Consider the following 23,760-nt stretch of genomic DNA (forward strand, 5'->3'; position numbering starts at 1 on the left):
AAGATGCAGGAAAAAATAATCGAGATCACAAGCAACGGATTGCAGGAGAGTTTTACCCTGGGCAAGGTGGCACGACAAACCGACGGTTCCGTTCTCTATCGCCAGGGGAAAACTATGATCCTTGCCACAGTGGTCAGCAGTGACAAAGCGGTCCATGAACCCTTTTTGCCCTTGACGGTCCAATACATAGAAAAGGCTTACGCCGCGGCGAAGATTCCGGGAGGTTTTGTCAAGCGCGAAAGCAAGCCCAGCGACTTCGAAACACTCACATCGAGGATCATCGACCGTTCTCTGCGTCCCCTTTTCCCCGAGGATTTCGCCTATCCCACGGTGATCACCGTGTTGGTGCTCAGCGCCGATTCTGAGGTGGATCTTCAGGTGGCGGCGCTTCACGCGGCCAATGCTGCCCTTCTGGTCTCCGATCTTCCTGTGGAACGGAGCGTAGCGGCGGTCCGACTGGGCAAGATCGACGGAGAACGCCGGCTCAACCCTCCTTTGAGCCGGATGGAAGAGAGTGCGCTGGATCTGCTGCTGGTAGGAAGCGGTGAAGAGCTGCTGATGATCGAAATGGCGGCCAAAGCCACAGAAGTCATCGAAGTCGAAGAGATTCCCGAGCCCGAGCTTTTGATGGGGCCGATGCCGGTGCTGCTTCCCCATCAGGAGAGCAACGAGTTGCCGGAGGAGGAGCTGATCGCTCTGATCGGGGAAGCCCGGGGGGAGATCGCCGAAGCGTGTCGCCGTTACGAAGAGGCCCTGCGGCCTTTCAAGGCTGAGATCCGGGAGTTCCCTCCTGTGATCGACCGGGCCGAGCTGGAGGATTTGACGGCGCTGGTGCGTGAGCAGTTCAGCGATCGGATCGCTTCAGCCCTCGCGGGTCTCTCCAAGAGTGAACGCGCCGACATTATCGACGAGGTGGTGCAGGAGGTGGAGGCTTATCTCGTCGAGCACGGGATCCACCGGGAGCCCCTGGTCGTCTACCGCGCCATCGAAGCGGTCAAGCGGGAGATGCTCCGCCGTCAAATCCTGGAGGAGGGGGTACGTCCCGACGGACGGAAGCCGGATGAGGTGCGGCCCATCAGTATCGAGACCAATCTCCTGCCCAGTGTCCACGGCTCCTGCCTCTTTACCCGCGGGGAGACTCAGGCTTTGGCCACAGTGACCCTGGGAGAGGGCAAAGAGGGGCAGCTTTATGAGTTGCTCACGGAGCGGAGTCCGCGGACAGAGCGTTTTATGGTCCATTACAACTTCCCGCCCTTCTGTGTGGGGGAGGCCCGTCCCATCGGGGCCCCCAGCCGAAGGGAGCTGGGGCATGGCAATCTGGCCAAACGGGCGTTGGAGCCAGTCATCGACCGGGAACTCTCCCGGACCATCCGGCTGGTCTCCGAGATCCTGGAGAGCAACGGTTCCTCCTCTATGGCCACGGTCTGTGCCGGTTCTCTGGCCCTGGTCTCGGCCGAGGCGGAGATCAGCGCGCTGGTGGCCGGTGTGGCTATGGGGCTGGTCAAAGAGGGGGACCGCCATCGGGTCCTGACCGATATTATGGGGCTGGAGGATCACGACGGAGATATGGATTTCAAAGTCGCGGGCACCCGCAAAGGGATCACGGCGATGCAGTTGGATATCAAGCTGGGCGGTTTGGATCTCGAGATTCTCAGCGAAGCGCTGACCCAGGCGAAAAAAGCGAGGTTCCATATCCTGGACCTGATGGAGGAGGCTCAAAAGAGTATCGTGCCGAGTGCCGCGCTTCCCGTCGCCGAGCACTTCCATATCGATCCTTCAAAGATCGTCCATGTCATCGGCAAGGCGGGAAGCACGATCCGGGAAATCATCGAGAAGTTCGAAGTCAAGATCGACATGGACCGCGAGAAGGGCAAAGTCAAAGTGACCGGCGCCGACAGGGAGAAGGTCAAAGCCGCCAGGGAACACATCGAGGGGATCGCGTCCCGAGAGGAGCCCAAGGTTCCCAAATACGAAGTGGGCGCGACCTATCAGGGGACCGTCAAGCGGATCGCCGATTACGGGCTTTTTGTGGAACTGCCCGGCGCGGATACGATGCGCTGCTCCATAGCTCCAAAATGCCGGGCAAAAGCCCTGCAGATTTCCAACCGGGTGATGCGATCGAAGTCAAGGTACTCAGTCAGCAGGATCGCAAGGTGGAGTTGGCTCTTCCCGAATATAAGGGTTGAGCGCTGAGCGTTGAGGGAGAAGATGAGCTTTGAACCTGAATGATCTAGACTGCCCTAACAGCTTGTTGAATAGTTTTGCTCGAATAAAACTATTTCAAATGAAAACGCAATAGGTCGGGCCGGGCGAAGGGCATATAGCTGTGGCGGGTGATGATGACGTGGGTCCTGCCCGGCTTGGCCCAGCGGAAGAGGGTGCAGATATCCCTCGGATCGATGTGGATACAACCGTGGCTCATCCAGTTGACACTCCCTTTGTGCAGGGCGTGCCCCTGGTGCGTGAAGAAGATGCTGAAATCCATATTGTTCTCCCCGGAGGGATCGGGATACTTGGTGGACATATGGTGACGCTTTTTATAGAGTACCGGGTAGATCCCTGAGGGGGTTTTGTAATCATCGGCCCCCGAGGTGACGGCTCCGGTCCACCAGACCACCCCGTCGCGGTCCACGGCGTAGAAGCGGCCGTCGCTGCCGGGTTCACGTACGGAGACGACGATAAATTCTTTCCCTTTGAGATTGACGGTGCGGCTTTGTCCATTGTCGTAGCGGATTTCGAAGCGGGTTTTGCTCAGGGGAATCACTTCGCGAGCGGCAAGAGGCAATAAAGCGATGGAAATAAAAATCAAGAGTTTCACTATCTGTTTCATAGGCGACATTCTAGCAGAAAGCTCTCCGGCCCGCGTTGAAATCCACGACGCTTCAATCGGCTCTTAATCTCTTCGATGTATAATATCGGCGTCTTTATTGGAAGTGATAAGTAGGGAAACGGTGGGCATTTATGTCGCCGTTGGCAAACGGGTTTTTCCGTTTGTTTACGCAAGCCGAACGGACTTCCGAAAGATGGTCGACGGGACCGAAAACCGAAAATTATTCAAAAGGAAACTTTATGAAAAAGTTTTTTGCACTTTTCCTGGCACTCGGTGCCTTTGCTCTGGCCGGTGAAGAAGGTCAATCCATGATCCAGGCTTACTCTGTCGTCGCCGCAGGTGTCGGTCTGGGTCTGGCTGCACTCGGTGGAGCCATCGGTATGGGTCATACTGCCGCCGCTACCATCGCCGGTACCGCACGCAACCCCGGTCTGGGCGGTAAGCTCATGACCACTATGTTCATCGCCCTGGCGATGATCGAAGCCCAGGTTATCTATACCCTGGTTATCGCTCTGATCGCTCTCTACGCCAACCCTTTCCTCGGCTAAGAGATTCAGAGTTCTTTAAGCGTGGTGCGGTTATAATTCCGCCCACGTCAAAAGACGTTTCCCACGCGGCAGTGGTGGAACGGTAGACACGCCAGCTTGAGGGGCTGGTGGGCGCAAGCCCGTGGAGGTTCAAATCCTCTCTGCCGCACCATACGAATTATCCCACACATTTCTCCACGATTATAATTCTTTAGCGTTATATCTTAATCATCACATTTTTTTGAATTTTTTTTGTGAGGTCCGAGCCCATTTATCTCATTTTTTCGCTAGAAATTTTGATTCTAAGCAAAAATTTAATATCTATGTTTTATTATCTTTTCGGCCGAATTTGTCGTGAGCCGGAATAAGACAACTGTGTGCTTCACGACAATTGGCGGAAGGTGACGGCCGGATCATATTTTCAAGCTTTTGAAAAGTGGAGGAGAGATAAAAGGCTTTTTATCTTCTCATATTCCGGTTTATGGGCTGTGGGCGGGTAGTTTTTAAACGCCTTATAAGAAAGTGATATCTATAATGAGTGGGTATCAATCAATTGAGAGAAAGGATTACTATGACCAAAGCTGAATTTGTTGAGCTTGTACAAGAAAAAGGCGGTTATGAGAGCAAGGCTGCCGCTGAGAAAGCCATCAAGGCATTTACCGAGGCGATCGAAGAGGCGTTGAAAAGAAAAGAGACTGTTACCTTGGTCGGCTTCGGAACTTTCAGCACCGTTGAAGTTCCCGAGAAGAGCGGTAAGGTTCCCGGAACGGACAAGACTTATACCAAGCCGGCTCACACCGCACCCAAGTTCAAATTCGGCAAGTCCATCAAGGACGCTGTCGCCAAGTAATCCCCGCCGGGGTTTACCGGCTTTTTATTCCCCCTTACTTACCCTTACAATCCAAAACCAATTGTAAAACATAGAGTTGTCTATTCCGATTTTTTTCCCTTGATCCAGCTTTTTATCTTTTCGAAGGCGTTCTCGAAGCGGTTTTTGTGAGGATGGCTCTCGACGCCGAAGCTCTCCTGAAGCTCTGAGAGCAGCTCTTCCTGTTTTGCGTTGAGCTTTTTGGGGAGGATCATCTTGATCTGGGCGATGAGATCGCCGGTGCGTCCGCCATGGACATCAGGTACTCCCTTGCCACGGAAGACGAACTGTGCCCGGTCTCTCGTGCCGGGTTTGAGATCCAGTTCCAACTCTCCGTCGAGAGAAGGGATTGTGATTTCACCGCCCATAACGCACTGGGTGAAGAAGACTGGGACTTCGATGTAGAGGTTGTTCCCCTCCCGGACGAAATGCTCATCCTCTTCGACATAGAAGAGAACGTAAAGATCCCCACGGCGTCCGTTTCGGTCTTCGTTGCCTTTGGCGGGGATACGGAGCCTGTTGCCGGTATCGACTCCGGCAGGGATGGAGAGCAGCACAGTTTCATGCTTGAGCTGATAGCTGCGCCCCTGACACTCGGGACAGGGTTCCTTGACGACCTGTCCGCGTCCCTGGCAGTGGGGACACTCCTGGGCGAAGGTCATAAATCCCTGGCGCATCACGATCTGCCCCTGTCCTCCGCAGGTGCTGCAGGTTTGGAGCTGCCCATCCTTGGCTCCGGTGCCCCGGCAGGCGTCACAGGGGGCTTTGTATTGCAGGTCGATCTCTTTTTCGCAACCGAAGACTGCTTCCTGGAAGCTTAGCTCCAGCTCCACTTCCAGGTCCATAGCGTAGTTGGCTCCGCTCTGGGTACGTCGGGATCGGCCGAATCCGCCTCCAAAGGCCCCTCCGAACATCGAGTTGAAAATATCCATAATATCATCCATACTGTCGGCGTGGAACCCGGCACCCTGGCGCTCCAGGCCCTCTTTGCCGTAGCGGTCGTAGATGGCCCGTTTCTCTTCGTCGCTGAGGACCCCGTAAGCTTCGTTGATGAGCTTGAACTTCTCTTCGGCTTCGGGATCCCCGGGGTTTTTGTCGGGGTGATAGCGCAGTGCCAGTTTGCGGTAAGCCTTTTTGATCTCGGCAGCCGTGGCGTCACGGCTCACTTCCAGAATTTCATAATAGTCGACGCTTGTCATTGGGAAATCGCTCCTGATTTTACTGTCTGATCTCTGGGAATTTTGGGATTAACAGGATAAAAGTTGTCAGAATTTTACCATAATTATTTAGGTTATAATTCGGCAAAATTGTGGGGAGGATGAAGCGCATGGTTGTCCATATCGTTATGATCAAATTCGCTGAAGCGGCAGACAAAAATGAGCGGATCAGGGAAGCGAAAAGGCGTATTGACGCTTTGATTGAGCAGGTCCCTTCGCTGCGCAGTATGGAAACGGGGATCAATTTCTCCGAGGAAGAGCGGGCTATGGACCTGGTGCTGACCACCACCTTCGATGACCGCAAGGGGCTGGAGGAATATGCGGTGCATCCCGAGCATCTGCGGGTGATCGATTACATCAAGAGCGTAGCCGAGTACAGCAAAGTCGTGGATTATGAAACGGTATAGAGTCGAATCTTTCGAACGGCTGGTTGAAGCCTTCAATGCTCTGCCGACCATCGGGCGCAAGACGGCGACACGCCTGGCCTATCATCTGGTGACGGAGCAGGGCTTCAGCGGGCTCAAGCTCGCCCAGGCGATCGAGGATGCGGTGAGTAGCCTCAGAACGTGCCGGCGTTGTCACGCGATCTGCGAAGATGAGCTCTGCGGGATCTGCAGCGATCCGGGCCGGGACCGGAGCAAGCTCTGTATCGTCCAAAGCGCCAAGGATATCTTTACCATCGAAGAATCGGGGCAGTACGAGGGACTCTACTATATCCTCTCTTCCATCGAAGAGCTGGATGAGAGCCACCTGCACGAGATCGTGGAGGGGGTGGAGGAGGTGATCTTCGCCTTCCCTCCCGGGATCGCCACCGATACGATGATCCTCTATATCGAGGATCGTCTGAGTGACCGGGGCTTGGTCTTTACCAAGATCGCCCAGGGAGTTCCCACCGGCGTGGAGTTGGACAACATCGATCTGCTCTCCCTCTCCCGGGCCCTGGAAGACCGGGTGCGCGTCTAGGAGGTTTTATGCCCAAATCTCTGCTGGATTTTATGGCGCCGCCTTCCGCTCTGCCCGAAGCGTTTCGCCCCCAAAAGAGCCTGAGCCTGTCGGAACTTCTCGATCCCCGAGAGGGTGAACGGATTCTGGTGCTGGGGTATGGGGATCTGCAGGTATTGGAAGCTTGGCAGAAAAGAGGCACGGAGCTTCTGCTCTGTGTCCAGTCCGAAGCGGAGGCGGTGAAGGCGAGAAAGGCCGGGGTAAGAGCGGTTCTGGCCCAGGCAGAGTATTTGAGTGATCGGCAGCGCTTTGACGGGATCATCCTCCTCGATCCCGGCTATCGTATGCATCAGCCGGAACGTGCGATCCGCCATCTCGTCCGGGCGCTCAAACGGGGCGGGAGGCTGCTGATGGAGTTGCCTCTGAACGGTCACTTGGAGGCTGCCGGCGAAGTTCTGGATCGGGTGCTCGGGGATCGGGGATGCCGGGAAGAAGTGGAGCGAATCGAATATCCCCCGGCGAATGTCTGGCGCAATGCTCTGCAGCGCGCCGGGGTGAGCCTGGAAGAGGATCGGATCATTTACCGCCACCGGCGTATTTCTCGGGAGAGACTGGAGGAGTGGGGTGAAGGTCTGATTCGCCCCTCGGCACTGCTGCTTGACCCTGCAGAGGGAAAAAAAATGATCGATCAGCTCAGGCAGGCAATGGAAGCCTGCTGTGAAAACGGCTTTTTTTTGGATGAAGAGGTGCTTCTGAGGGTCGTGGGTGCTGCCCATCAGGAGGGCTGAGCACTCTTTTCGTCGATATAGTTCTGGATGAAGTCCCTCAGGTCGCTGTAGACGAAGGAGTCTTTGTAGTTTTCGATCTTGCCGCCGCTGGCGTTGGGGTGGCCGCCGCCGTTGCCGATCTCCGCCGCCATAGCGGAGACGTCGAGCTTGTTGTTGCTCCGCAGGCTGAAATTGCCCCGGGAGTTGACATCCATATAGAAGTCGTAATCAGGGTTGGCGAGGAGAAAGGCGTTACCGATGAGGGAAGTATTGCCCACGTTGTAACCCAATAACCCTTTGTAGCCTTTATAGTTGATAGTCAACCGATCCTTTTCACGGCTCAGCAGCCGGGTGACATAGTTGGCGACCAGGTTGTCCTTGGTATCGTTCTTCTCCAGGCGGAAGAAGGCTTTCTTGTGGCTATGCAGCGCTTCATCCAGCACGATCGGCGCCTCTTCCAGAGGCACATCTTCCAGGATCTTCGCCGCGGTGTCGATGAGGCTGAGCTTGTAGGCGCGGTCCTCATCGGGAAAGAGGATTCGGTTGACTTCCCGGGCTCCGCTGATCATCCCCAGGAGGACTTTGCCGTAGGGGAAGTAGGGGCTCTCCTCCACCCAGATGTCGATGGCATTGATCGCTTCGACGATCTTTTCATAGTGACCTTCCGGGTCGAAGCCGAAGTGCTCCCGCAGCCAGTCGTAGGTGATCTTCGTGGCGCTTCGGGAAGTGTCCAGGGTATACCAGGCAAAGCGTTCGGCAGCCGAGGCTCCCGTGCCGTGGTGATCGAGAAGTTGCAGCTTGGCTCCCGCTTCCATCGCCCCTTTCTCCAGAGCGTTGCACTCTTTGGTACTCAGGTTGAGATCGGTGATGAGAATGAGGAACTCTTTCTCCGGATCCCGGAGTCGCTCCTCTTTGATGCGGTTGAGAATTTCCCCCAGGCGGGCCGTCACTTCCGGGCCGTAGTTGGCGTTGTAGCATTGAATATCGTCGAAGGCCCGGGTCGTAAGATATTGGCAACCGTAACCGTCCAGGTCGATGTGGGAGAGATGATGGATACGCATCGCGGCACCTCAGTCGACAAAGAGCTGATCGAGGGTCAGCTCGTTGAGGAAATCGTCGATCTTGCCCTGAAAAGTCGCGAGAAAGGGGGAGATGGCGCATCCGCCGATGCTCCCGTTGGGGCAGTTCTCCGCGTATTGGGTGCAATCGAAGACGGCGGGAGATTTGCCCTCAGCCGCCAGGATTACATCGTAAACCGAGATCTGGTCCATTCCCGCTTTGATCGTGAAGCCTCCCTGGGCCCCCCTGTGGGATTCGAGGATCTCCTGTTTGGCGAGATTGTGGAGGATCTTGGCCAGGAAGCTTTTGGGAATGCAGAGTTCGCGTGCCAACTGTTCGGAGCCGATCGGTTGCTCCGATTTCCGGATTTTGTCGAGTGAAAGTAGTGCGTATTCGCTGGCGCGGGTCAATAGCATGGATGCGTCCTCTTTTCTTTAACTGATAATGCAACTTTATAATTAAGAGTATTTTACTCTAATTTAATTAATAGGAGATTTCGGTCTCTAAAGAGGGGGACTTATCTCCTTTGAAGCTTGGGACAGTATAATTTCGGACCAAATTTATACCAATCAGGAGGTCATTATGGCTTTGGATTCGGCGAAGAAACAAGAGATCATCGCTAAATACGGACGGGGAGAGAACGATACCGGTTCTCCGGAAGTGCAGATCGCACTGCTGACAGAACGGATCAAATATTTGACCGATCACCTCAAGACAAACAAGAAAGACCACTCTTCCAGACTTGGTCTGCTGAAGCTGGTCGGCCAGCGCCGCAGACTGATGCGTTATCTGCGTAAGAAAGATTACGATCGTTTCGTTACTATCAAAGAGGCGCTCGGTATCCGTAACTGATCCCTCTCCCGGGTTTTCCCGGGAACTTCAAACTCTTTTTTAATCTTTTTACATTTTTTCCAATACTTTTCATTACCCTTCTAACATTTCCGAGTTTCCCACACACAGTTTTATTTATCGTTGCTGCACGAGGATCACATACTTTGGACTTATCATATTTCCGTTTCTTTACCATTGTAGCCAATAACTATATACTAGTTGAGTCATTATGACTAAATAAACATATATATAATACCAATAGAGATACTTGACAAATCCAAGCTCAATGGATATAATGGAGAAAATTTTCCGAAAGGGGGAAGCGATGAGTAAAAAGAACAAACGTCCCGAAGAGAGCGAAAAAAAGCTCTCCCGGGAAGAAGAGAAAAAGAAAAACGAGAGCCAGGAGCCTGAGGAGTTGGAGGAGTTTGGCTGTGAAGAGAAACTGGCAGACTGCCAAAAAGAGGTCGAAGAGTACAAAGATCGATACCTCCGAGCCCATGCCGATTTCGAAAATATGAAAAAACGCTTGGAGAAGGACAAATCGACGGCCGTAATGTATGCCAACGAAGCCTTTGCCACCGATCTGCTCAGTGTGATCGATACTTTTGAGAACGCTTTGGCGAGTATCGACAAGATCCAAGGAGACGAAGCGGTCGAAAAGATCAAAGAAGGGATCGCTCTGACCTATGAGCAGCTGCTGAAGGTGCTCAAGAAGCATGGGGTCGAGGAGATCGCCAATGAGGGAGTCTTCGATCCTCATGTGCATCAGGTAGTCCAGCAGGTCGAGAGTGATGCTCACGAGCAAAACGAGATCGTCCATGTCCTGCAGAAGGGATATAAGCTCAGGGATCGTGTTCTGCGTCCCTCTATGGTAAGCACCAAAAAATAAAAAAACTTTACAGAAGGTGACTTAGGTTGCCTAGGTAAATCAAAAAAACGCTTATAATAGCGATAAAGAATCAGAAAAGGAGAACGAACAATGAGCAAACCAATTGGAATCGACTTGGGAACGACCAACTCCGCAATGGCGGTCTATGAAAACGGGGAAGCGAAGATCATCCCCAACAAAGAGGGAAAGAACACCACCCCCTCTGTCGTAGCCTTTACCGACAAAGGTGAAGTCCTGGTGGGGGATCCCGCCAAGCGTCAGATGGTCACCAACCCGGAAAAGACCATCTACTCCATCAAGCGGATCATGGGATTGATGTGTAACGAAGAGAAGGCCAAAGAGGCCAAAGAGCGTCTGCCCTATCACGTCGTCGACAAGAACGGCGCCTGTGCCGTCGAGATCGATGGAAAAATCTATACACCTCAGGAGATCTCAGCGAAGATCCTGATGAAACTCAAAGAGGACGCGGAAGCCTATATGGGCCAGCCGGTGACCGATGCGGTCATTACCGTCCCCGCCTACTTCAACGATGCGCAGCGTAAAGCGACCAAAGAGGCGGGAACCATTGCCGGATTAAATGTCCTGCGGATCATCAACGAGCCTACCGCCGCGGCTCTGGCCTACGGTCTGGAGAAAAAAGAGAGCGAAAACATCGCCGTCTACGACCTGGGTGGCGGTACCTTCGACGTGACCATCCTCGAAACCGGCGACGGTGTGGTCGAGGTCCTGGCGACCGGCGGGGACGCCTTCCTGGGTGGAGACGACTTCGACAACCGGATCATCGACTATGTGGTCGAAGAGTTCAAAAAAGAGCATGGCATCGATCTCAAAGCCGACATCATGGCGCTCCAGCGCCTCAAAGAGGCGGCCGAGAATGCCAAGAAAGAGCTCTCGACCGCTACCGAGACCGAGATCAACCTGCCCTTTATTACGGCAGACCAGACCGGTCCCAAGCACCTGGTGATGAAGATCACCCGGGCGAAGTTCGAATCTTTGATCGAAGACCTGGTCGACAAGACCATCACCAAGGTCCAGGAGGTTCTCAAAGACTCCGGTCTGAGCAAGGACGAGATCAAGGCGGTCGTCCTGGTCGGTGGATCGACCCGGATCCCCCTGGTTCAGCGGAAGGTCAAAGAATTCTTCGGCAAAGAGCCCAACAAGTCGGTCAACCCCGACGAGGTTGTGGCCATCGGTGCGGCGATCCAGGGTGGAGTCCTCAGCGGTGAAGTCAAAGATGTGCTCCTGCTGGATGTCACCCCCCTCAGCCTTGGTATCGAGACTCTGGGCGGCGTGACCACCAAGATCATCGAGAAGGGAACCACCATCCCCGTGAAGAAGTCCCAGATCTTCTCCACGGCGGAAGACAACCAGCCTGCCGTGACGATCCATGTCGTGCAGGGTGAGCGGGAGTTTGCCAAGGACAACAAGTCCCTCGGTATGTTCGAGCTGACCGGTATCCCGCCTGCACCCCGCGGCGTGCCTCAAATTGAAGTCACCTTCGACATCGACGCGAACGGTATCCTGACCGTTTCGGCAGTCGACAAGTCTACCGGTAAGTCCCAGGAGATCAAGATCACCGGTTCGTCGGGACTCAGCGAAGAGGAGATCCAGCAGATGATCCGCGACGCCGAGGCTCACAAAGCCGAGGATGAGGCCCGCAAGGCTCTCGTCGAGCTGAAGAACAAAGCCGACGCCCTGGTCCATCAGACCAAGAAGGTCCTCAGTGAGCTGGGCGAGAAGGTCGAAGCCGGTCTCAAAGCAGCGGCTGAGAAGAGTGTGGCCGAGCTCGAGGAGCTGCTCAAGAACGAAGCAGCGACCAAAGAGCAGATCGAAGCCAAGGTCAACGAGCTCAACGCTCACAATGAAAAGCTGGCTCAGCAGGCTGCTCAGGCCCAACAAGCCGGCGGAGCCGAGCAAGGCGGCAGCCAGCAAAAACCCTCCGATGACGATGTCATCGACGCCGAGGTGGAGTAATCCACCGGGCTTTCAGTAACTAGTAATTAAAATTTTTCTTTTCTAACTTTACCACTTATCCACATTTAAACTGCATTTTTTCTTCTCTGAGTCATCAAGTGATATTCAAGTAATTTAGTTTTGTTTTGGAAGAGTAGAATAATCTATGTAAGGGATAAAAGGTTTTGAAAAAGGGCTTGATGCCCTTACTTTTGTTATTTTTCAAATCATTCGCTTATTCGGTTTCTAGTTACTAGTTACTCGTTACTAGTTGCTTATTCCCCGATTAGCTCCCGGTGCTCGACCATCGCGCACATATTCTGTACCACGTTGATCCCGTGCTCCCTGGCCTTTTCAGCCGCTTCGTTATTGACGATTCCCTTTTGGGTCCAGAGGACCTTTACATCGCCCCGTTCGATGCAGGCGTCGGCGATGGGGCCGACCGCTTCGGGTTTGCGAAAGACCACCACCATATCGACCGGTTCGGGGATCTCTTTGAGGCTCCGGTAGTATTTTTGGCCGAGGAACTCCTCTCCTTTGGGGTAGATGGGATAGACGGTATAGTCATGCTCGATGAGGTATCTGGTGACCCGGTGGCTGTCCTTTTCAGGATTGGGGGAGGCTCCGACGACGGCGATGCGCCTGCATTCGGTCAGATAACGCCTGACCTCCTCTTCATTGCTGTTGATCCGGGGAAATTCACACTCCATAAAGCATCCTTTACGTATAATTTGCTCAATTTTACAGAGGAATGTGTAATGTTGGACTTAAAAAAGATCGGACGGGCGAGGAAGCGGATCGCGGATGTGGTGCTCCATACTCCTATGGCCTATGCACCGATTCTCAGTGAACTGAGCGGCTATGAGATCTATCTGAAAAAAGAGAACCTCCAGCGCACGGGATCGTTTAAACTGCGTGGGGCCTTTAACAAGATCGCTTCGCTCGTGGAAGAGGGACGCCGCAACGGTGTGGTGGCCGCCAGCGCGGGCAACCACGCCCAGGGAGTCGCTTTTGCCGCCCGCTATTTCGGGATCGACGGGACGATCGTGATGCCCGAATCGACCCCCCTGACCAAGGTGATGGGGGTTCAGGAGCTCGGAGCGGAAGTGATCCTCAAAGGGAGCAACTACGACGAAGCCTATGCCTATGCCGTGGAGTACGCGAAGGAGAAGGGAAAGGATTTCGTCCATCCCTTCGCCGACGAAGAGGTGATGGCGGGGCAGGGGACCATTATGCTGGAGATGCTGGAAGAAGAGCCGGAGCTGGATGCGGTGGTGATCCCCGTAGGCGGAGGCGGCCTGATCTCGGGCTGCGCCGTGGCGGCCAAATCCCTCTCGCCCGAGATGAAGGTGATCGGCGTCGCTTCAGCGGGTGCCCCGGCGATGAAGCTCTCCTACGATGCCGGCAAACCCATCGACACCACCGGGGTACGGACCATCGCCGACGGAATCGCCGTGCGCGATACTTCCCCCGTGACCCTGGAGTATATCCGCAAATATGTGGATGAGATGAAACTGGTGGGAGAGGATGAGATCGCCAATGCCATCCTCTTTCTTCTCGAGCGCCAGAAACTGACGGTTGAGGGCGCCGGAGCGGTGGGGGTGGCCGCCATACTCCACAAGCATCTGGATCTGCCCAAAGGGAGCCGTATCGGTATCGTGCTCAGCGGTGGGAACATTGACGTGACGATGCTTTCATTGATCATCGAAAAGGGACTGATGAAATCTTTCCGAAAGATGAAGCTGGTGGTCACCCTCATCGACAAGCCCGGCGCTCTGGAGCGCTTCGCCGGACTGATGCGGGAAGTGCAGGCCAACATCGTCCAGATCGGTTACGACCGCACTTCCACGGACCTGGAATTCGGCGATGCCCACGTCAGTGTGGCCCTGGAGACCAAAGGAGCCGAACATCAGGAGAAGATCCGCCAAGCTTTGAGAGAAAACGGTTTTCCCTTCAGAGAAGAACACTAGCGTCGTCGCTTTTTGCAACGACGAATGAGGAATGAGGAATGAGGAACTACGGTAAGCGCCGTGAGACGGCGCCTTCTTCCAAAAAGAAAGACTTTGCAGAGCAAAGTCATCCTGAACTCCTCACTCCTCACTCCTCACTCCTCACTCACAAATATACCATCGGTTTCGACCTGGGCTCCAACACCCTCCGTGCCGTCAAATATGACTGTACTTCCCGGGAGTTCGTCGCCGAGTATGAAAAGATCGTCCGCACGGCAGAGGGGCTGGTCGAAAGCGGGCGGATATCGGAAGCGGCGATTGGGCGGGTGATCGAGGCGGTCCATGAAGCCAGGGAGCGGCTCGGCTGCGACGATGCGAAGATCCGGGCGGTGGCCACCGAGGCGATGCGCCGGGCGGCTAATCGTGAGGAGGTGCTGCAAAGGATCGAGGATGAAACCGGCATCCGTTTTGAAGTGATCGACGGGGAGGAAGAGGCGCGGTTGACCCTCTTGGCGGTGCGAGAGCGTCTGAAGCGTTTGGGGATCGATGCTGAAAGTTTCGTGATGGTGGATATCGGCGGGGGATCGACGGAGCTGGTTTTCAACTATCGAGAAGAGATAGTCAGCCGGAGCTTTCCTCTGGGGATCGTGACCCTGAGCCAGGAGGCGGGGGGCTGGCGCAATGTCCCCGCCGCGCTGGAAAAGCATTTGCCGACGCTGAAAGGATTTATCGGGGATGTCTATGCCCACCAGGGTAAGCCCAGGCTCTTCAGCGCCACCGCCGGAACCCCCACGACGGTGGCGGCGCTGAAGTTGGGGATGGATTACGAAAGTTACGACAGTGCCAGAATCAACGGGACCCGGCTCTGTCGTCAGGATCTGGAGAAGACGCTCCAGATGCTTTTGGCTATGAACCCCGAAGAACGTCAAAAGGCGGTGGGCGTGGGCCGGGATGATCTCATCGCCGCGGGGATTTTGATCTTTGATGCACTCTTCGATCTGCTGGGCTTTGAGGAGTGTATTGTCATTGACGACGGGCTCAGAGAGGGAGTGGCGGTTTCGCTTTGCGAGGATGAAACGGCGAGGGACTAGAAACCGGTAATCTTAGTCGCAAGAGTATTGGTCATTGGTCATTGTAGCAGTGGAGAAAAATTACTAGTTATTAGTTACTAGTTACTCGGTTACTCATTACTCCGTTACTCTTTATTTTTGTATTCGATCAACTTCGGATGATCTTCATCCAAAGGTCCTTGTGCCAGGAGGCGGACCAGTTCGATCTTGACCTCTTTGTCGGTGGTCTTGGCGGCGACGATTTCCAGGATCTTTTCGATCTGTTCGTGGCGTTGGCGGTTGGCCAGCATACGCATTTCGTGCTCCCGCTCCTCCTGCCGTTCCCGCAGGTGGCTCTTCCGGCGGTATAGATAAAGCAGGATACCGACGATCAGCAGGAGCACGATGAGGAAAATGGCCGCGATGAGGTAGCGGTTTTTCAGCCGGGCTTCCAGGGCGCTGATCTTTCCGGCATACTCCCCCTTGATGGTTTCGACCTTTTCCCGGCTCTGGGCTTCCAGTCGGGCGATCCGTTCCCGGGCGGCTGCCTGTGCTCGGGCGGTTTCGGCTTCCAGGGTTTTGAGCCGTTCTTCCTTTTGGGCGACGAGCCGGGCATACTTCTCTTTTTCCCGGGCGAGCTCCAAGGCTTTTTGTGCCTCTATTTCCCGGGTCCTCTCTTGCATCGCTTCACGATTTTTGGATTGTTCCAGCTCAAGGGTTTTGAGGGCTTTGGTCTTTTCGGCTTCGATCCGGGCCAGCTTCTCTTCGTGCGCCATGCGCAGCTCCTCCAGGGAAGGGGTGTGGGGCGCTTTTTTTGTCATTGCCGAAGTCATAAGGTAGGGGGAAACCTGCTTGGAAGCCTTTTGCTTTTGGCAGCCTCCCAGCAGGAAAAACCCGATCAGCAGTGTCAGCGGAAGCATTTTTGGCATCGTTTCTTTACCCTCCTTGGCGCTTTGGGAAGCATTGTAACACTAATTGCCTTATCGGGCTTTTTTGATATAATCAGCCCAATCTACATCCAGCGGAGTTGTCATTATGAAGATGAGCGGAGCTCAGATGGTGTGCGAGGCGATTATCGCCGAAGGGGTCAAGACGGTCTTCGGCTACCCCGGCGGCGCCATCATGAACGTCTATGACGAGATTTATAAACAGAATGCCTTCAAACACATCCTTACCCGGCACGAACAGGCGGCGGTCCACGCGGCCGACGGCTATGCACGGGCCACGGGTGAAGTCGGCGTCGCAATGGTGACCAGCGGACCGGGGTTCACCAATGCCGTGACCGGTCTGGCGACTGCCTATATGGATTCGGTTCCGCTGGTCGTCATCAGCGGGCAGGTTCCCCTGAGCCTCATCGGAACCGACGGTTTTCAGGAGGTCGATGCGGTCGGGATCTCCCGCCCCTGCACCAAACACAACTATCTGGTCCGCTCCATCGAGGATCTGCCCCGGATCCTCAAAGAGGCTTTCTACATCGCCCGCAGCGGGCGCCCCGGCCCGGTTCTGGTGGATATTCCCAAGGATATCACCGGTGAAATGGGTGAATTTATCTATCCCGATCATGTCAACCTGCCTACCTACAAACCCCGCTACAAAGGCAACGACCGGCAGATAAAAAAAGCAGTCGAAGCGATCGTCAAAGCCAAAAAACCTCTGCTCTATATCGGTGGCGGGACGGTCCTGAGCAATGCCTATCAGGAGGTCAGAGAGTTCGCCGAATTGACACAGATCCCCACTGTGGAGACCTTGATGGCCCGGGGAGTCATGGGGGCGAAGAATCCGCTGCTGGTCGGCATGCTGGGAATGCACGGCAGCTACGCCGCCAATATGGCGATGAGCGAAACCGATCTGATCATCTCCCTGGGGGCGCGCTTCGACGACCGGGTGACCGGGAAGCTCTCGGAGTTCGCCCGCTATGCCGATATTATTCACGTCGATATCGACCCGGCCAACATCGGCAAACTGGTCGATGTGGATTATCCCATCGTCGGCGATGTCAAGACGGTCGTCAACAAGATGCTGGAGATGATCCGGGAGAAGGTGGACCCCGACCGCTATCAGGTCTGGCGGGATATTCTGGCCCGCTACGACGAGCTCCATCCGCTCAGCTATACCGACAGTGACGAAGTGATCAAACCCCAGTGGGTCGTCGAGCGGGTCGGTGAGCTGGTCGGCAGCGACGCGATCATCACGTCCGATGTGGGGCAGCACCAGATGTGGACGGCTCAGTTCTACCCCTTCGACCGTCCCCGTCAATGGATCAATTCGGGCGGCCTGGGAACCATGGGATACGGCTTCCCCGCCGCCATAGGGGCCAAAGTGGGTGTTCCCGAAAAGACGGTCATCAATTTCACCGGTGACGGGTCGATCCTGATGAATGTGCAGGAGTTGGTGACGGCGGCCGAATACGGCGTGCCGGTGATCAACATCATCCTCAACAACCACTTCCTGGGGATGGTGCGGCAGTGGCAAACCTTTTTCTACGACAAACGCTACAGCGAGACCGATCTGAGTTATCAGCCCGACTGGAAAAAGCTGGCGGAAGCCTGCGGCGGTGCGGGGTATGACGTCACGACAAAGGCGGAGTTTGATGAGGCGCTTCGCTCGGCGATGGAAGGGGGTAAAGTGACCTTCATCAATGTCGCGGTGGACCGCTTCGAGAATGTCCTGCCTATGGTCCCGGCCGGAGGGGCTCTTTATAATATGCTGCTGGAACACAAGGATCAATGAGATGGATAAAGTAAGACGCGTTATCTCAGTTGTGGTCGCCAACGAGGCGCAGGTATTGGCCAGAGTCTCGGGGCTCTTCGCCGGGCGGGGGTACAACATCGATTCGCTCACCGTAGCGCCGATTCCCGATACGGATCTCTCTCATATGACCATCGTTACTTACGGTAATCGCCGGGTTATTGAACAGATCGTCAAGCAGCTCCATAAGTTGATTCCGACCTTCAAGGTCATTGAACATACGGAGATGGTCGAAAAGGAGATGGTGCTGGTGAAATTTCCCATCGAAGCACCGCTGGCTGATGTCCGCGCGCTTTGCGAAGCCTACAACGGCGGGATCGTGAACGCGGGAACGGAGATGTTCATTGCGATGGCGGCGGACGAATCGGCTCGGATTGAGCATTTTGTGGATGCGATCAAGCGCTATCACCCCTTGGAAGTCGTTCGCAGCGGGGTCGTTGCGATGGAGCGGTAATTTGGTCATTGCTCATTGGTCATTGGTCATTGGGGAGCGATGGCGGCACATTTTTTTTGACATTAGACGTTTGACATTAGACGTTTGTATTTTGGGTGAGAAAGTTTTGGGTCTATATCTTCCTATACTCTCGACCTCTCAGCCTCCCATCTATAAAAAAGAAAGCGTTGCCACGCAACGCATACCACAATTTCTCATTCCATCCGCTCGCTCATTCAATGGCTCCTCACTGGAAATCAAAGGTTTGTTATGTCCTATTCGTTGAAAGAGATTTGCAAAAAGATCGGGGTGGAGTATTCGGGTGAGGATCGTTCCGTCACCGGGCTCAATACCCTGGCCGATGCGACACCGGAAGAGCTGAGCTTTCTGCATAGCGAAAAGTATCTGCGGGATCTGGAGCGGACGCGGGCGGCGGCGGTATTGGTTGAGGAGCGCTTTGCCGAGCGTTTGCCCGAAGGGGTGATCCCCCTCGTTACCGAAGAGCCCTACCTCAAACTGGCCCTGGCGACGGCGCTGTTCGCTCACAGGGTCTCTCCCGCTTCGGAGCCTCCGGTCGTAGGAGAGGGGTGTGAAATCGATCCAACGGTTCGTTTCGGGCGGAATGTAAAGATCGGTAGCAATACGGTGATCCTGGCCGGCAGCTATATCGGAGACGATGTTGTCATCGGGGAAAACTGCCTCATCCATCCCAACGTGACGATCTATCACGGATGCAGCGCGGGCAACGGCTGTATCTTCCACAGCGGGGCAGTCATCGGTAGTGACGGCTACGGCTTCGCCCATACCCGCGACGGAAGGCATGTCAAGATCCATCAGCTCGGGGCGGTCCGCATCGGGGATGAGGTAGAGATCGGCGCCAATACCACGATCGACCGGGGTGCCCTGGGAGATACCCTCATCGGCAGCGGAACCAAGATCGACAATCAGGTCCAGATCGGTCACAACTGTATCATCGGAGAGAACTGTCTCATCGTCGCCCAGACGGGAATCGCCGGCTCGACGAGATTGGGGCGCAATGTGGTCATGGGGGGGCAGAGCGCTACGGCCGGGCATCTGGAGATCGGAGATTTCGCCACGCTGGCCGCCCGATGCGCCGCCACCAAATCCCTGGAAGGGCACAAGGTCTATGCCGGGGTCCCGGCGATGGATATCCGGCTCTGGCGACGGCAGCAGGCGGCTTTGATGCGCCTGGCCAAAGGGAAGAGAAGTTAGCCGCCGAGTGATCGACCGGCCGGCAATGCGACCTGGGTTCCCCATAATTGGTCAAGCATTACGCTAAGATGGCTCTATAAAATCAATTCAAGGAGTCAGAGATGGCAGATAAGTTCAACGAGATCGCAACGCTTCCCCTCTCCAGCGCCGAGAAGGGGAAGATCGAAGTCGCCGTGATCGAAGAGCCCTATGGAGCCGGCAGCGAGCCGGTGGCGAGTATCGGGATTTTTCTGGACGGTTCCAACGAAGAGCCCGATTGGAAAGTCCATATCCCCAAAGAGAATATCGACGGGGTGATCGAAGCCTTGAAAAAGGCGAAAGAGGCACTCTGATTCAGGAAGCGGAGAGGCCTTTGGCTTCCTCTTCGGCTTTCAGCTTTTTGTAAAGCTCGAGTGCTTCATTCATTTTCTGACGATCGGGGATCTTGCGTCCCGCGATGTATCCGACGATTTTCCCTTCTTTGTCAAATTTGGGTTTGATCCAGACGATAACGAGATAGTAGCGTCCGTCTTTGCGCATATTTTTGACATAGCCCTCCCAATATTCCCCTCTTTTGATCGTTTCCCACATCTGACGGAAGGCTTCTTTGGGCATATCGGGATGTCGATTGATATTGTGGGGGGAGCCGATGAGTTCCTCTTTGGTGTATCCGGTCATATCCCGGAATTTTTTGTTGGCATAGGTGATGATGCCGTATCGGTCGGTCTCGGTGATCATCACGCCACCGTCGAAGGGAACCTCTTCATCGACAGGGTCCGGCTTGGTAATCGTATGACCGGTTATGGTATTCTTGACTGTTTTGCCACTCATTGAATTTGTCACTTTGTAAAAATATATTTGCATTATATTCTAGCTCGAAAATCTTAAGAGAGGCTCATGCCTAATTTGGTATTGACTTTGCTACAATTGCCTCAATATTCTCCAAGGAGCCTGTTTGAAGCCTGCCGATCGTATTCGTGAAATCATTGCCGAGCGTTATCTGGTCATCGACGGGGCGATGGGAACCCAGATCCAGGATCTCAAGGTTCCCGCCGAGGCGTGGCTGGATGAAAAAGGTGAAAGTCAGGAGGGGTGCAACGAGCTGCTCAACGCCACGGCCCCCGAGTTGATCGGGCGCATCCACAAGCGCTACGCGATGGCGGGCGCCGATATGATCAAGACCAACACTTTCGGTGCGATGCCCTGGGTGCTGGACGAGTACGGCCTGGGGGAGCGGGCCTACGAGCTCTCCCGCAAGGGGGCGGAGCTGGTCAAGGCGGTCTGCGAGGAGTACTCCACGCCTGAGAAACCCCGCTTCGTCCTGGGCTCCATCGGCCCCGGGACCAAGCTTCCCAGCCTGGGCCATATTGACTACGAAGCGATGTACGAGGGTTATCTGGAGACGGCCCGGGGGCTCATCGACGGGGGCTGTGACGTCTTTTTGCTGGAGACCTGCCAGGACCCTCTGCAGATCAAAGCGGCCCTGCACGCCTGCGAAGCGGCCAACGCCGAAAAGTCCGCCTCGCTGCCCATTATGGTCTCGGTCACGATCGAACTTTCGGGTTCCATGCTCATCGGCACCGACGCGGCGACCATCGTGACGATCCTGGAGCCCTTCGACATTCTCTCTCTGGGCTTCAACTGCGGCACCGGGCCCGACCAGGTCAAAAAGCACCTCAAGACCCTCTCGGAGCGCTGCAAATTTCCCATCTCCGTCCACTCTAACGCCGGGCTGCCCCAGAACCGGGGCGGCCATACCTTCTATCCGATGGGGCCCGACGAGTTCGCCAAAAAGGAGCTGGAATTCATCGACTTCGACGGCGTGGCCTTTTTGGGAGGCTGCTGCGGGACCACGCCCCAGCATATCCAGGCTCTTGCCAAAGCCATCGAGGGCAAAAAACCCAAGTCCCCCACCGGTTCGATCCCGCCCAGCATTGCTTCTCTTTTCGAGAGTGTGGAGCTCTTCCAGGACCCCGCGCCCCTGCTCATCGGGGAGCGCTCCAACGCCACCGGTTCCAAAGCCTTCCGGCAGCTGATCCTGGACGAGGATTATGAAGGGACCCTCACCGTCGCTCAGGAGCAGGTCCGCGCCGGGGCCCACGCCCTGGATGTGAATGTGGAGTTCGCCGGACGGGACGGAGCGAAGGATATGAAGGAGGTGATCAGCCTCTACAACCAGAAGATCCCCATCCCCCTGATGCCCGACGCCACCAACGTCCATACGATGGAGGTGGGGTTGCGTCGGATCGGTGGCCGCCCCATCATCAACTCCGCCAACCTCGAAGACGGGATCGAGCGTTTCGACAGGATTTGCCGCCTGGCCAAAAAGTACGGCGCGGCGTTGGTGCTGCTGACCATCGACGAAACCGGAATGGCCAAGGAGAAAGAGCGCAAAGTCGAAGTGGCGGAGCGGATGATCGAGCGGGCGGTGAATCTTCACGGCCTGCGCAAAGAGGAACTGATCGTCGATGTGCTCACCTTTACCGTCGGCTCCGGGGATGAAGAGTACCGCGACGCGGCGGTGCAGACCCTGGAAGCGATCCGGGAGCTGCACAAACGCCACCCCGAACTGGGCACCACTCTGGGGTTGAGCAATATCTCCTTCGGCCTGGCCCCCCACGCCCGGGTCTATCTCAACTCCGTCTTTTTGCACCACTGCGTCGAAGCGGGACTCAGCAGCGTTATCATCAACGTCAAGCATATCGTCCCCCTCTCCCGGATGAGCGAAGAGGATATCGCCGTCTGTGAAGAGCTCCTCTTCCACGCCGACGAGAACAGCCTCTTCCGCTTCATCGAGCACTTCAGCGACAAGTCCCTGGAGACGGAGCAAACTGACGAAGAGTATGAAAAGCTCAGCACCGAAGAGAAGATCCAAAAGCTCCTGATGGACGGAGACAAGGAGCGGCTCATTCCCCTGGTGGAAGAGGCGCGCCACGAATTGGGCGCCGACCGGATCGTCAACGAGATTCTCATCGACGGGATGAAGGTGATCGGTGAACTCTTCGGCAGTGGGCAGATGCAGCTGCCTTTTGTGCTTCAATCGGCCGAAACGATGAAGGCGACGGTGGATTACCTCAATCCCTACCTCACCAAGCAGGAAAAAGAGAGCGATACGACGCTGGTGATCGGTACCGTCAAAGGCGACGTCCACGACGTGGGCAAGAACCTGGTGGACATTATCCTCTCCAACAATGGCTTCAAGGTCAAAAACATCGGCATCAAAGTAGAGCTGGAGCAGTTCCTCGAAGCCTACGAAGAGGTCAACGCCGACGCCATCGGGATGAGCGGCCTATTGGTCAAATCGACCCAGGTGATGAAGGAGAATCTGGAGGAGTTGGCCCGTCGGGGGATCGAGATACCGATTATCATGGGGGGAGCGGCGCTGACCCGGGGATTCGTGGACGACTACTGCCGCCCCATCTACAAGGGCCCCATCTTCTACTGCCGCGACGCTTTCGACGGAGTGGTGGCGATGAGCCGGATCGAAGAGTGGAAAAAAGACCCCTCCAAACCCCTCGATACCCGGATGGCCGGCGATATGAACGAGCGAGTGGTCAAAGAGAAGAAGGAGGTGGTGATCCCTCCTTTTGAAGAGATCAAAATGCCCAAGCCCGTGGAGATCCCCACGCCCCCCTTCTGGGGCCGGCGGGTGATGGATCGGGAGAACCTGGACCTGAGTATGATCTTCGACTGGGTCAACAAGCGGACCCTTTTTAAGATGCATTGGGGCTACAAGAGCAAAGGGATGAGCAAGGAGGAATATCAAAAGCTCCTGGACAAAACCGTCTATCCCGCCTGGGAACGGCTGAAGGATACCTTCCTCAAAGAGAAGCTCTTCGAGCCGACCATCCTCTACGGCTACTATCCCTGCCGCAGCGATGATCAGGAGCTCTTCCTCTTCTCACCCGATGAGGGGTGGTTCAGCGAGAGCGAAGTCAACCGTGAACCCCTGGAAGAGATCGTGGGACGCGCGGTCGGGGTCTTCAACTTCCCCCGCCAGCGGCGCAAACCCTATCGGGCGCTGAGCGACTTCTTCCGCCATGAGCGTCACGATGTGGTGGCGCTTACCTGCGTCAGCGCCGGGCCGAAGATCACTGAATATGAGCGGGCGCTTTATGAAAAGGGAGAGTATCTGGAGTACAACCTGGTCCACGGCCTCGGCGTGGAACTAGCCGAAGCTCTGGCGGAGGTGGCCCACAAGCAGATTCGCCTGGATCTGGGCATCGCCAGCGAGGACGAGGGGCATACCCTGCGGGATGTGCGGATGAACCGCTACCGGGGTGCGCGCTACAGCTTCGGCTATGCCGCCTGCCCCGACCTGGAGCAGAGCCGGGTCATCTTTGACCTCCTTGAGCCCGAAGAGTTTGGCATTGAACTGAGCGAAACCTTCCAGATCCACCCCGAGCAGAGCACGACGGCGATCGTGGTGCACCATCCCGAAGCGACCTATTACGCAGTCTAAATAATGGTGTAGTAATGCTTG

The 23,760-nt window shown here is 55.4% G+C and carries 22 protein-coding genes, 1 tRNA gene and 1 pseudogene; 17 read left to right on the top strand and 7 right to left on the bottom strand.

The features are described from left to right. Positions 1-3 precede the first annotated feature (3 nt). A pseudogene (locus tag NITSA_RS02345) lies at positions 4-2,186 on the top strand (polyribonucleotide nucleotidyltransferase). An 89-nt stretch (positions 2,187-2,275) separates the two neighbouring features. On the opposite strand, the gene NITSA_RS02350 reads toward NITSA_RS02345, so the two are convergent. After that, positions 2,276-2,830 carry a L,D-transpeptidase gene (locus NITSA_RS02350; protein WP_042203607.1) on the bottom strand — a complete coding sequence of 185 codons (555 nt, stop codon included), beginning with the start codon at positions 2,828-2,830 and terminating at the stop codon, positions 2,276-2,278. A gap of 239 nt (positions 2,831-3,069) precedes the next feature. On the opposite strand from NITSA_RS02350, the gene NITSA_RS02355 reads away from it, so the two are divergent. The 3 genes from NITSA_RS02355 (at position 3,070) to NITSA_RS02365 (ending at position 4,207) form a co-directional block, all read left to right on the top strand. Continuing rightward, positions 3,070-3,378: a F0F1 ATP synthase subunit C gene (locus NITSA_RS02355; RefSeq protein ID WP_013553428.1), complete on the top strand. Its 309-nt coding sequence runs from the start codon at positions 3,070-3,072 to the stop codon at positions 3,376-3,378. Positions 3,379-3,443: 65 nt separating this feature from the next. Beyond that, positions 3,444-3,529 (top strand) — tRNA-Leu (locus tag NITSA_RS02360). A 399-nt stretch (positions 3,530-3,928) separates the two neighbouring features. Further along, complete coding sequence (locus NITSA_RS02365) at positions 3,929-4,207, top strand: HU family DNA-binding protein (protein WP_013553429.1); 279 nt, start codon at positions 3,929-3,931, stop codon at positions 4,205-4,207. Positions 4,208-4,287: 80 nt separating this feature from the next. Here NITSA_RS02365 and dnaJ read toward each other — a convergent pair whose 3' ends face one another. Beyond that, a complete protein-coding gene (dnaJ, locus tag NITSA_RS02370) occupies positions 4,288-5,424 on the bottom strand; it encodes a molecular chaperone DnaJ (RefSeq protein WP_013553430.1) in 1,137 nt (378 codons plus the stop codon). A gap of 128 nt (positions 5,425-5,552) precedes the next feature. Here dnaJ and NITSA_RS02375 point away from each other — a divergent pair, with 128 nt between their 5' ends. The 3 genes from NITSA_RS02375 to NITSA_RS02385 are packed head-to-tail and all read left to right on the top strand — an operon-like array spanning position 5,553 to position 7,172. Continuing rightward, a complete protein-coding gene (locus tag NITSA_RS02375; protein ID WP_013553431.1) occupies positions 5,553-5,849 on the top strand; it encodes a Dabb family protein in 297 nt (98 codons plus the stop codon). After that, positions 5,836-6,405: a recombination mediator RecR gene (gene recR / locus NITSA_RS02380; RefSeq protein WP_013553432.1), complete on the top strand. Its 570-nt coding sequence runs from the start codon at positions 5,836-5,838 to the stop codon at positions 6,403-6,405. The genes NITSA_RS02375 and recR overlap by 14 nt, the downstream gene beginning before the upstream one ends. Positions 6,406-6,413: 8 nt before the next feature. Further along, positions 6,414-7,172, top strand: a complete 759-nt coding sequence (locus NITSA_RS02385) for a class I SAM-dependent methyltransferase (protein WP_013553433.1) — start codon at positions 6,414-6,416, stop codon at positions 7,170-7,172. On the opposite strand, the gene NITSA_RS02390 is transcribed toward NITSA_RS02385, so the two are convergent. Beyond that, positions 7,160-8,212, bottom strand: coding sequence for a DHH family phosphoesterase (locus tag NITSA_RS02390; RefSeq protein ID WP_013553434.1), 1,053 nt, complete (start codon positions 8,210-8,212; stop codon positions 7,160-7,162). The two genes, NITSA_RS02385 and NITSA_RS02390, sit on opposite strands and share 13 nt — an antisense overlap. A 9-nt stretch (positions 8,213-8,221) precedes the next feature. Beyond that, complete coding sequence (locus tag NITSA_RS02395) at positions 8,222-8,626, bottom strand: RrF2 family transcriptional regulator (RefSeq protein WP_013553435.1); 405 nt, start codon at positions 8,624-8,626, stop codon at positions 8,222-8,224. Between the two features lie 166 nt (positions 8,627-8,792). On the opposite strand from NITSA_RS02395, the gene rpsO reads away from it, so the two are divergent. The 3 genes from rpsO (at position 8,793) to dnaK (ending at position 11,907) form a co-directional block, all read left to right on the top strand. Next, on the top strand, positions 8,793-9,062 hold the full coding sequence (gene rpsO / locus NITSA_RS02400; RefSeq protein ID WP_013553436.1) for a 30S ribosomal protein S15: 270 nt from the start codon (positions 8,793-8,795) through the stop codon (positions 9,060-9,062). Between the two features lie 304 nt (positions 9,063-9,366). Beyond that, complete coding sequence (gene grpE / locus NITSA_RS02405; RefSeq protein WP_013553437.1) at positions 9,367-9,933, top strand: nucleotide exchange factor GrpE; 567 nt, start codon at positions 9,367-9,369, stop codon at positions 9,931-9,933. 90 nt (positions 9,934-10,023) lie between these two features. Continuing rightward, positions 10,024-11,907 carry a molecular chaperone DnaK gene (gene dnaK, locus NITSA_RS02410; protein ID WP_013553438.1) on the top strand — a complete coding sequence of 628 codons (1,884 nt, stop codon included), beginning with the start codon at positions 10,024-10,026 and terminating at the stop codon, positions 11,905-11,907. Positions 11,908-12,161: 254 nt separating this feature from the next. On the opposite strand, the gene NITSA_RS02415 is transcribed toward dnaK, so the two are convergent. Next, entirely contained in the window at positions 12,162-12,596 is a 435-nt protein-coding gene (locus tag NITSA_RS02415) for a CoA-binding protein (protein WP_013553439.1), read from the bottom strand. A gap of 48 nt (positions 12,597-12,644) precedes the next feature. Here NITSA_RS02415 and ilvA point away from each other — a divergent pair, with 48 nt between their 5' ends. Beyond that, positions 12,645-13,856 carry a threonine ammonia-lyase gene (ilvA, locus tag NITSA_RS02420; protein ID WP_013553440.1) on the top strand — a complete coding sequence of 404 codons (1,212 nt, stop codon included), beginning with the start codon at positions 12,645-12,647 and terminating at the stop codon, positions 13,854-13,856. 38 nt (positions 13,857-13,894) lie between these two features. After that, positions 13,895-14,926: a Ppx/GppA phosphatase family protein gene (locus tag NITSA_RS02425; protein WP_013553441.1), complete on the top strand. Its 1,032-nt coding sequence runs from the start codon at positions 13,895-13,897 to the stop codon at positions 14,924-14,926. A 104-nt stretch (positions 14,927-15,030) separates the two neighbouring features. Here the strand turns inward: NITSA_RS02425 and NITSA_RS02430 are convergent, their stop codons facing one another. Then, a complete protein-coding gene (locus tag NITSA_RS02430; protein ID WP_013553442.1) occupies positions 15,031-15,813 on the bottom strand; it encodes a hypothetical protein in 783 nt (260 codons plus the stop codon). Between the two features lie 106 nt (positions 15,814-15,919). Between NITSA_RS02430 and NITSA_RS02435 the strand changes: the two genes are divergently transcribed. From NITSA_RS02435 to NITSA_RS02450, 4 genes are all read left to right on the top strand, one after another. After that, positions 15,920-17,614, top strand: a complete 1,695-nt coding sequence (locus NITSA_RS02435; protein WP_013553443.1) for an acetolactate synthase large subunit — start codon at positions 15,920-15,922, stop codon at positions 17,612-17,614. Position 17,615: 1 nt separating this feature from the next. After that, positions 17,616-18,086 (top strand): acetolactate synthase small subunit, encoded by a 471-nt coding sequence (gene ilvN / locus NITSA_RS02440; RefSeq protein ID WP_013553444.1) that lies wholly within the window; start codon positions 17,616-17,618, stop codon positions 18,084-18,086. A 249-nt stretch (positions 18,087-18,335) separates the two neighbouring features. Further along, complete coding sequence (lpxD, locus tag NITSA_RS02445; RefSeq protein ID WP_013553445.1) at positions 18,336-19,298, top strand: UDP-3-O-(3-hydroxymyristoyl)glucosamine N-acyltransferase; 963 nt, start codon at positions 18,336-18,338, stop codon at positions 19,296-19,298. Positions 19,299-19,399: 101 nt separating this feature from the next. Continuing rightward, complete coding sequence (locus NITSA_RS02450; RefSeq protein ID WP_013553446.1) at positions 19,400-19,630, top strand: hypothetical protein; 231 nt, start codon at positions 19,400-19,402, stop codon at positions 19,628-19,630. A gap of 1 nt (position 19,631) precedes the next feature. Here NITSA_RS02450 and NITSA_RS02455 read toward each other — a convergent pair whose 3' ends face one another. Further along, entirely contained in the window at positions 19,632-20,108 is a 477-nt protein-coding gene (locus tag NITSA_RS02455) for a PAS domain-containing protein (RefSeq protein ID WP_042203614.1), read from the bottom strand. Between the two features lie 124 nt (positions 20,109-20,232). Here NITSA_RS02455 and metH point away from each other — a divergent pair, with 124 nt between their 5' ends. Then, positions 20,233-23,739 (top strand): methionine synthase, encoded by a 3,507-nt coding sequence (gene metH, locus NITSA_RS02460; RefSeq protein ID WP_013553448.1) that lies wholly within the window; start codon positions 20,233-20,235, stop codon positions 23,737-23,739. Positions 23,740-23,760: the final 21 nt, after the last annotated feature.

Source organism: Nitratifractor salsuginis DSM 16511 (genome assembly GCF_000186245.1).
In the GTDB taxonomy this organism is placed as follows: Bacteria; Campylobacterota; Campylobacteria; order Campylobacterales; family Sulfurovaceae; genus Nitratifractor; species Nitratifractor salsuginis.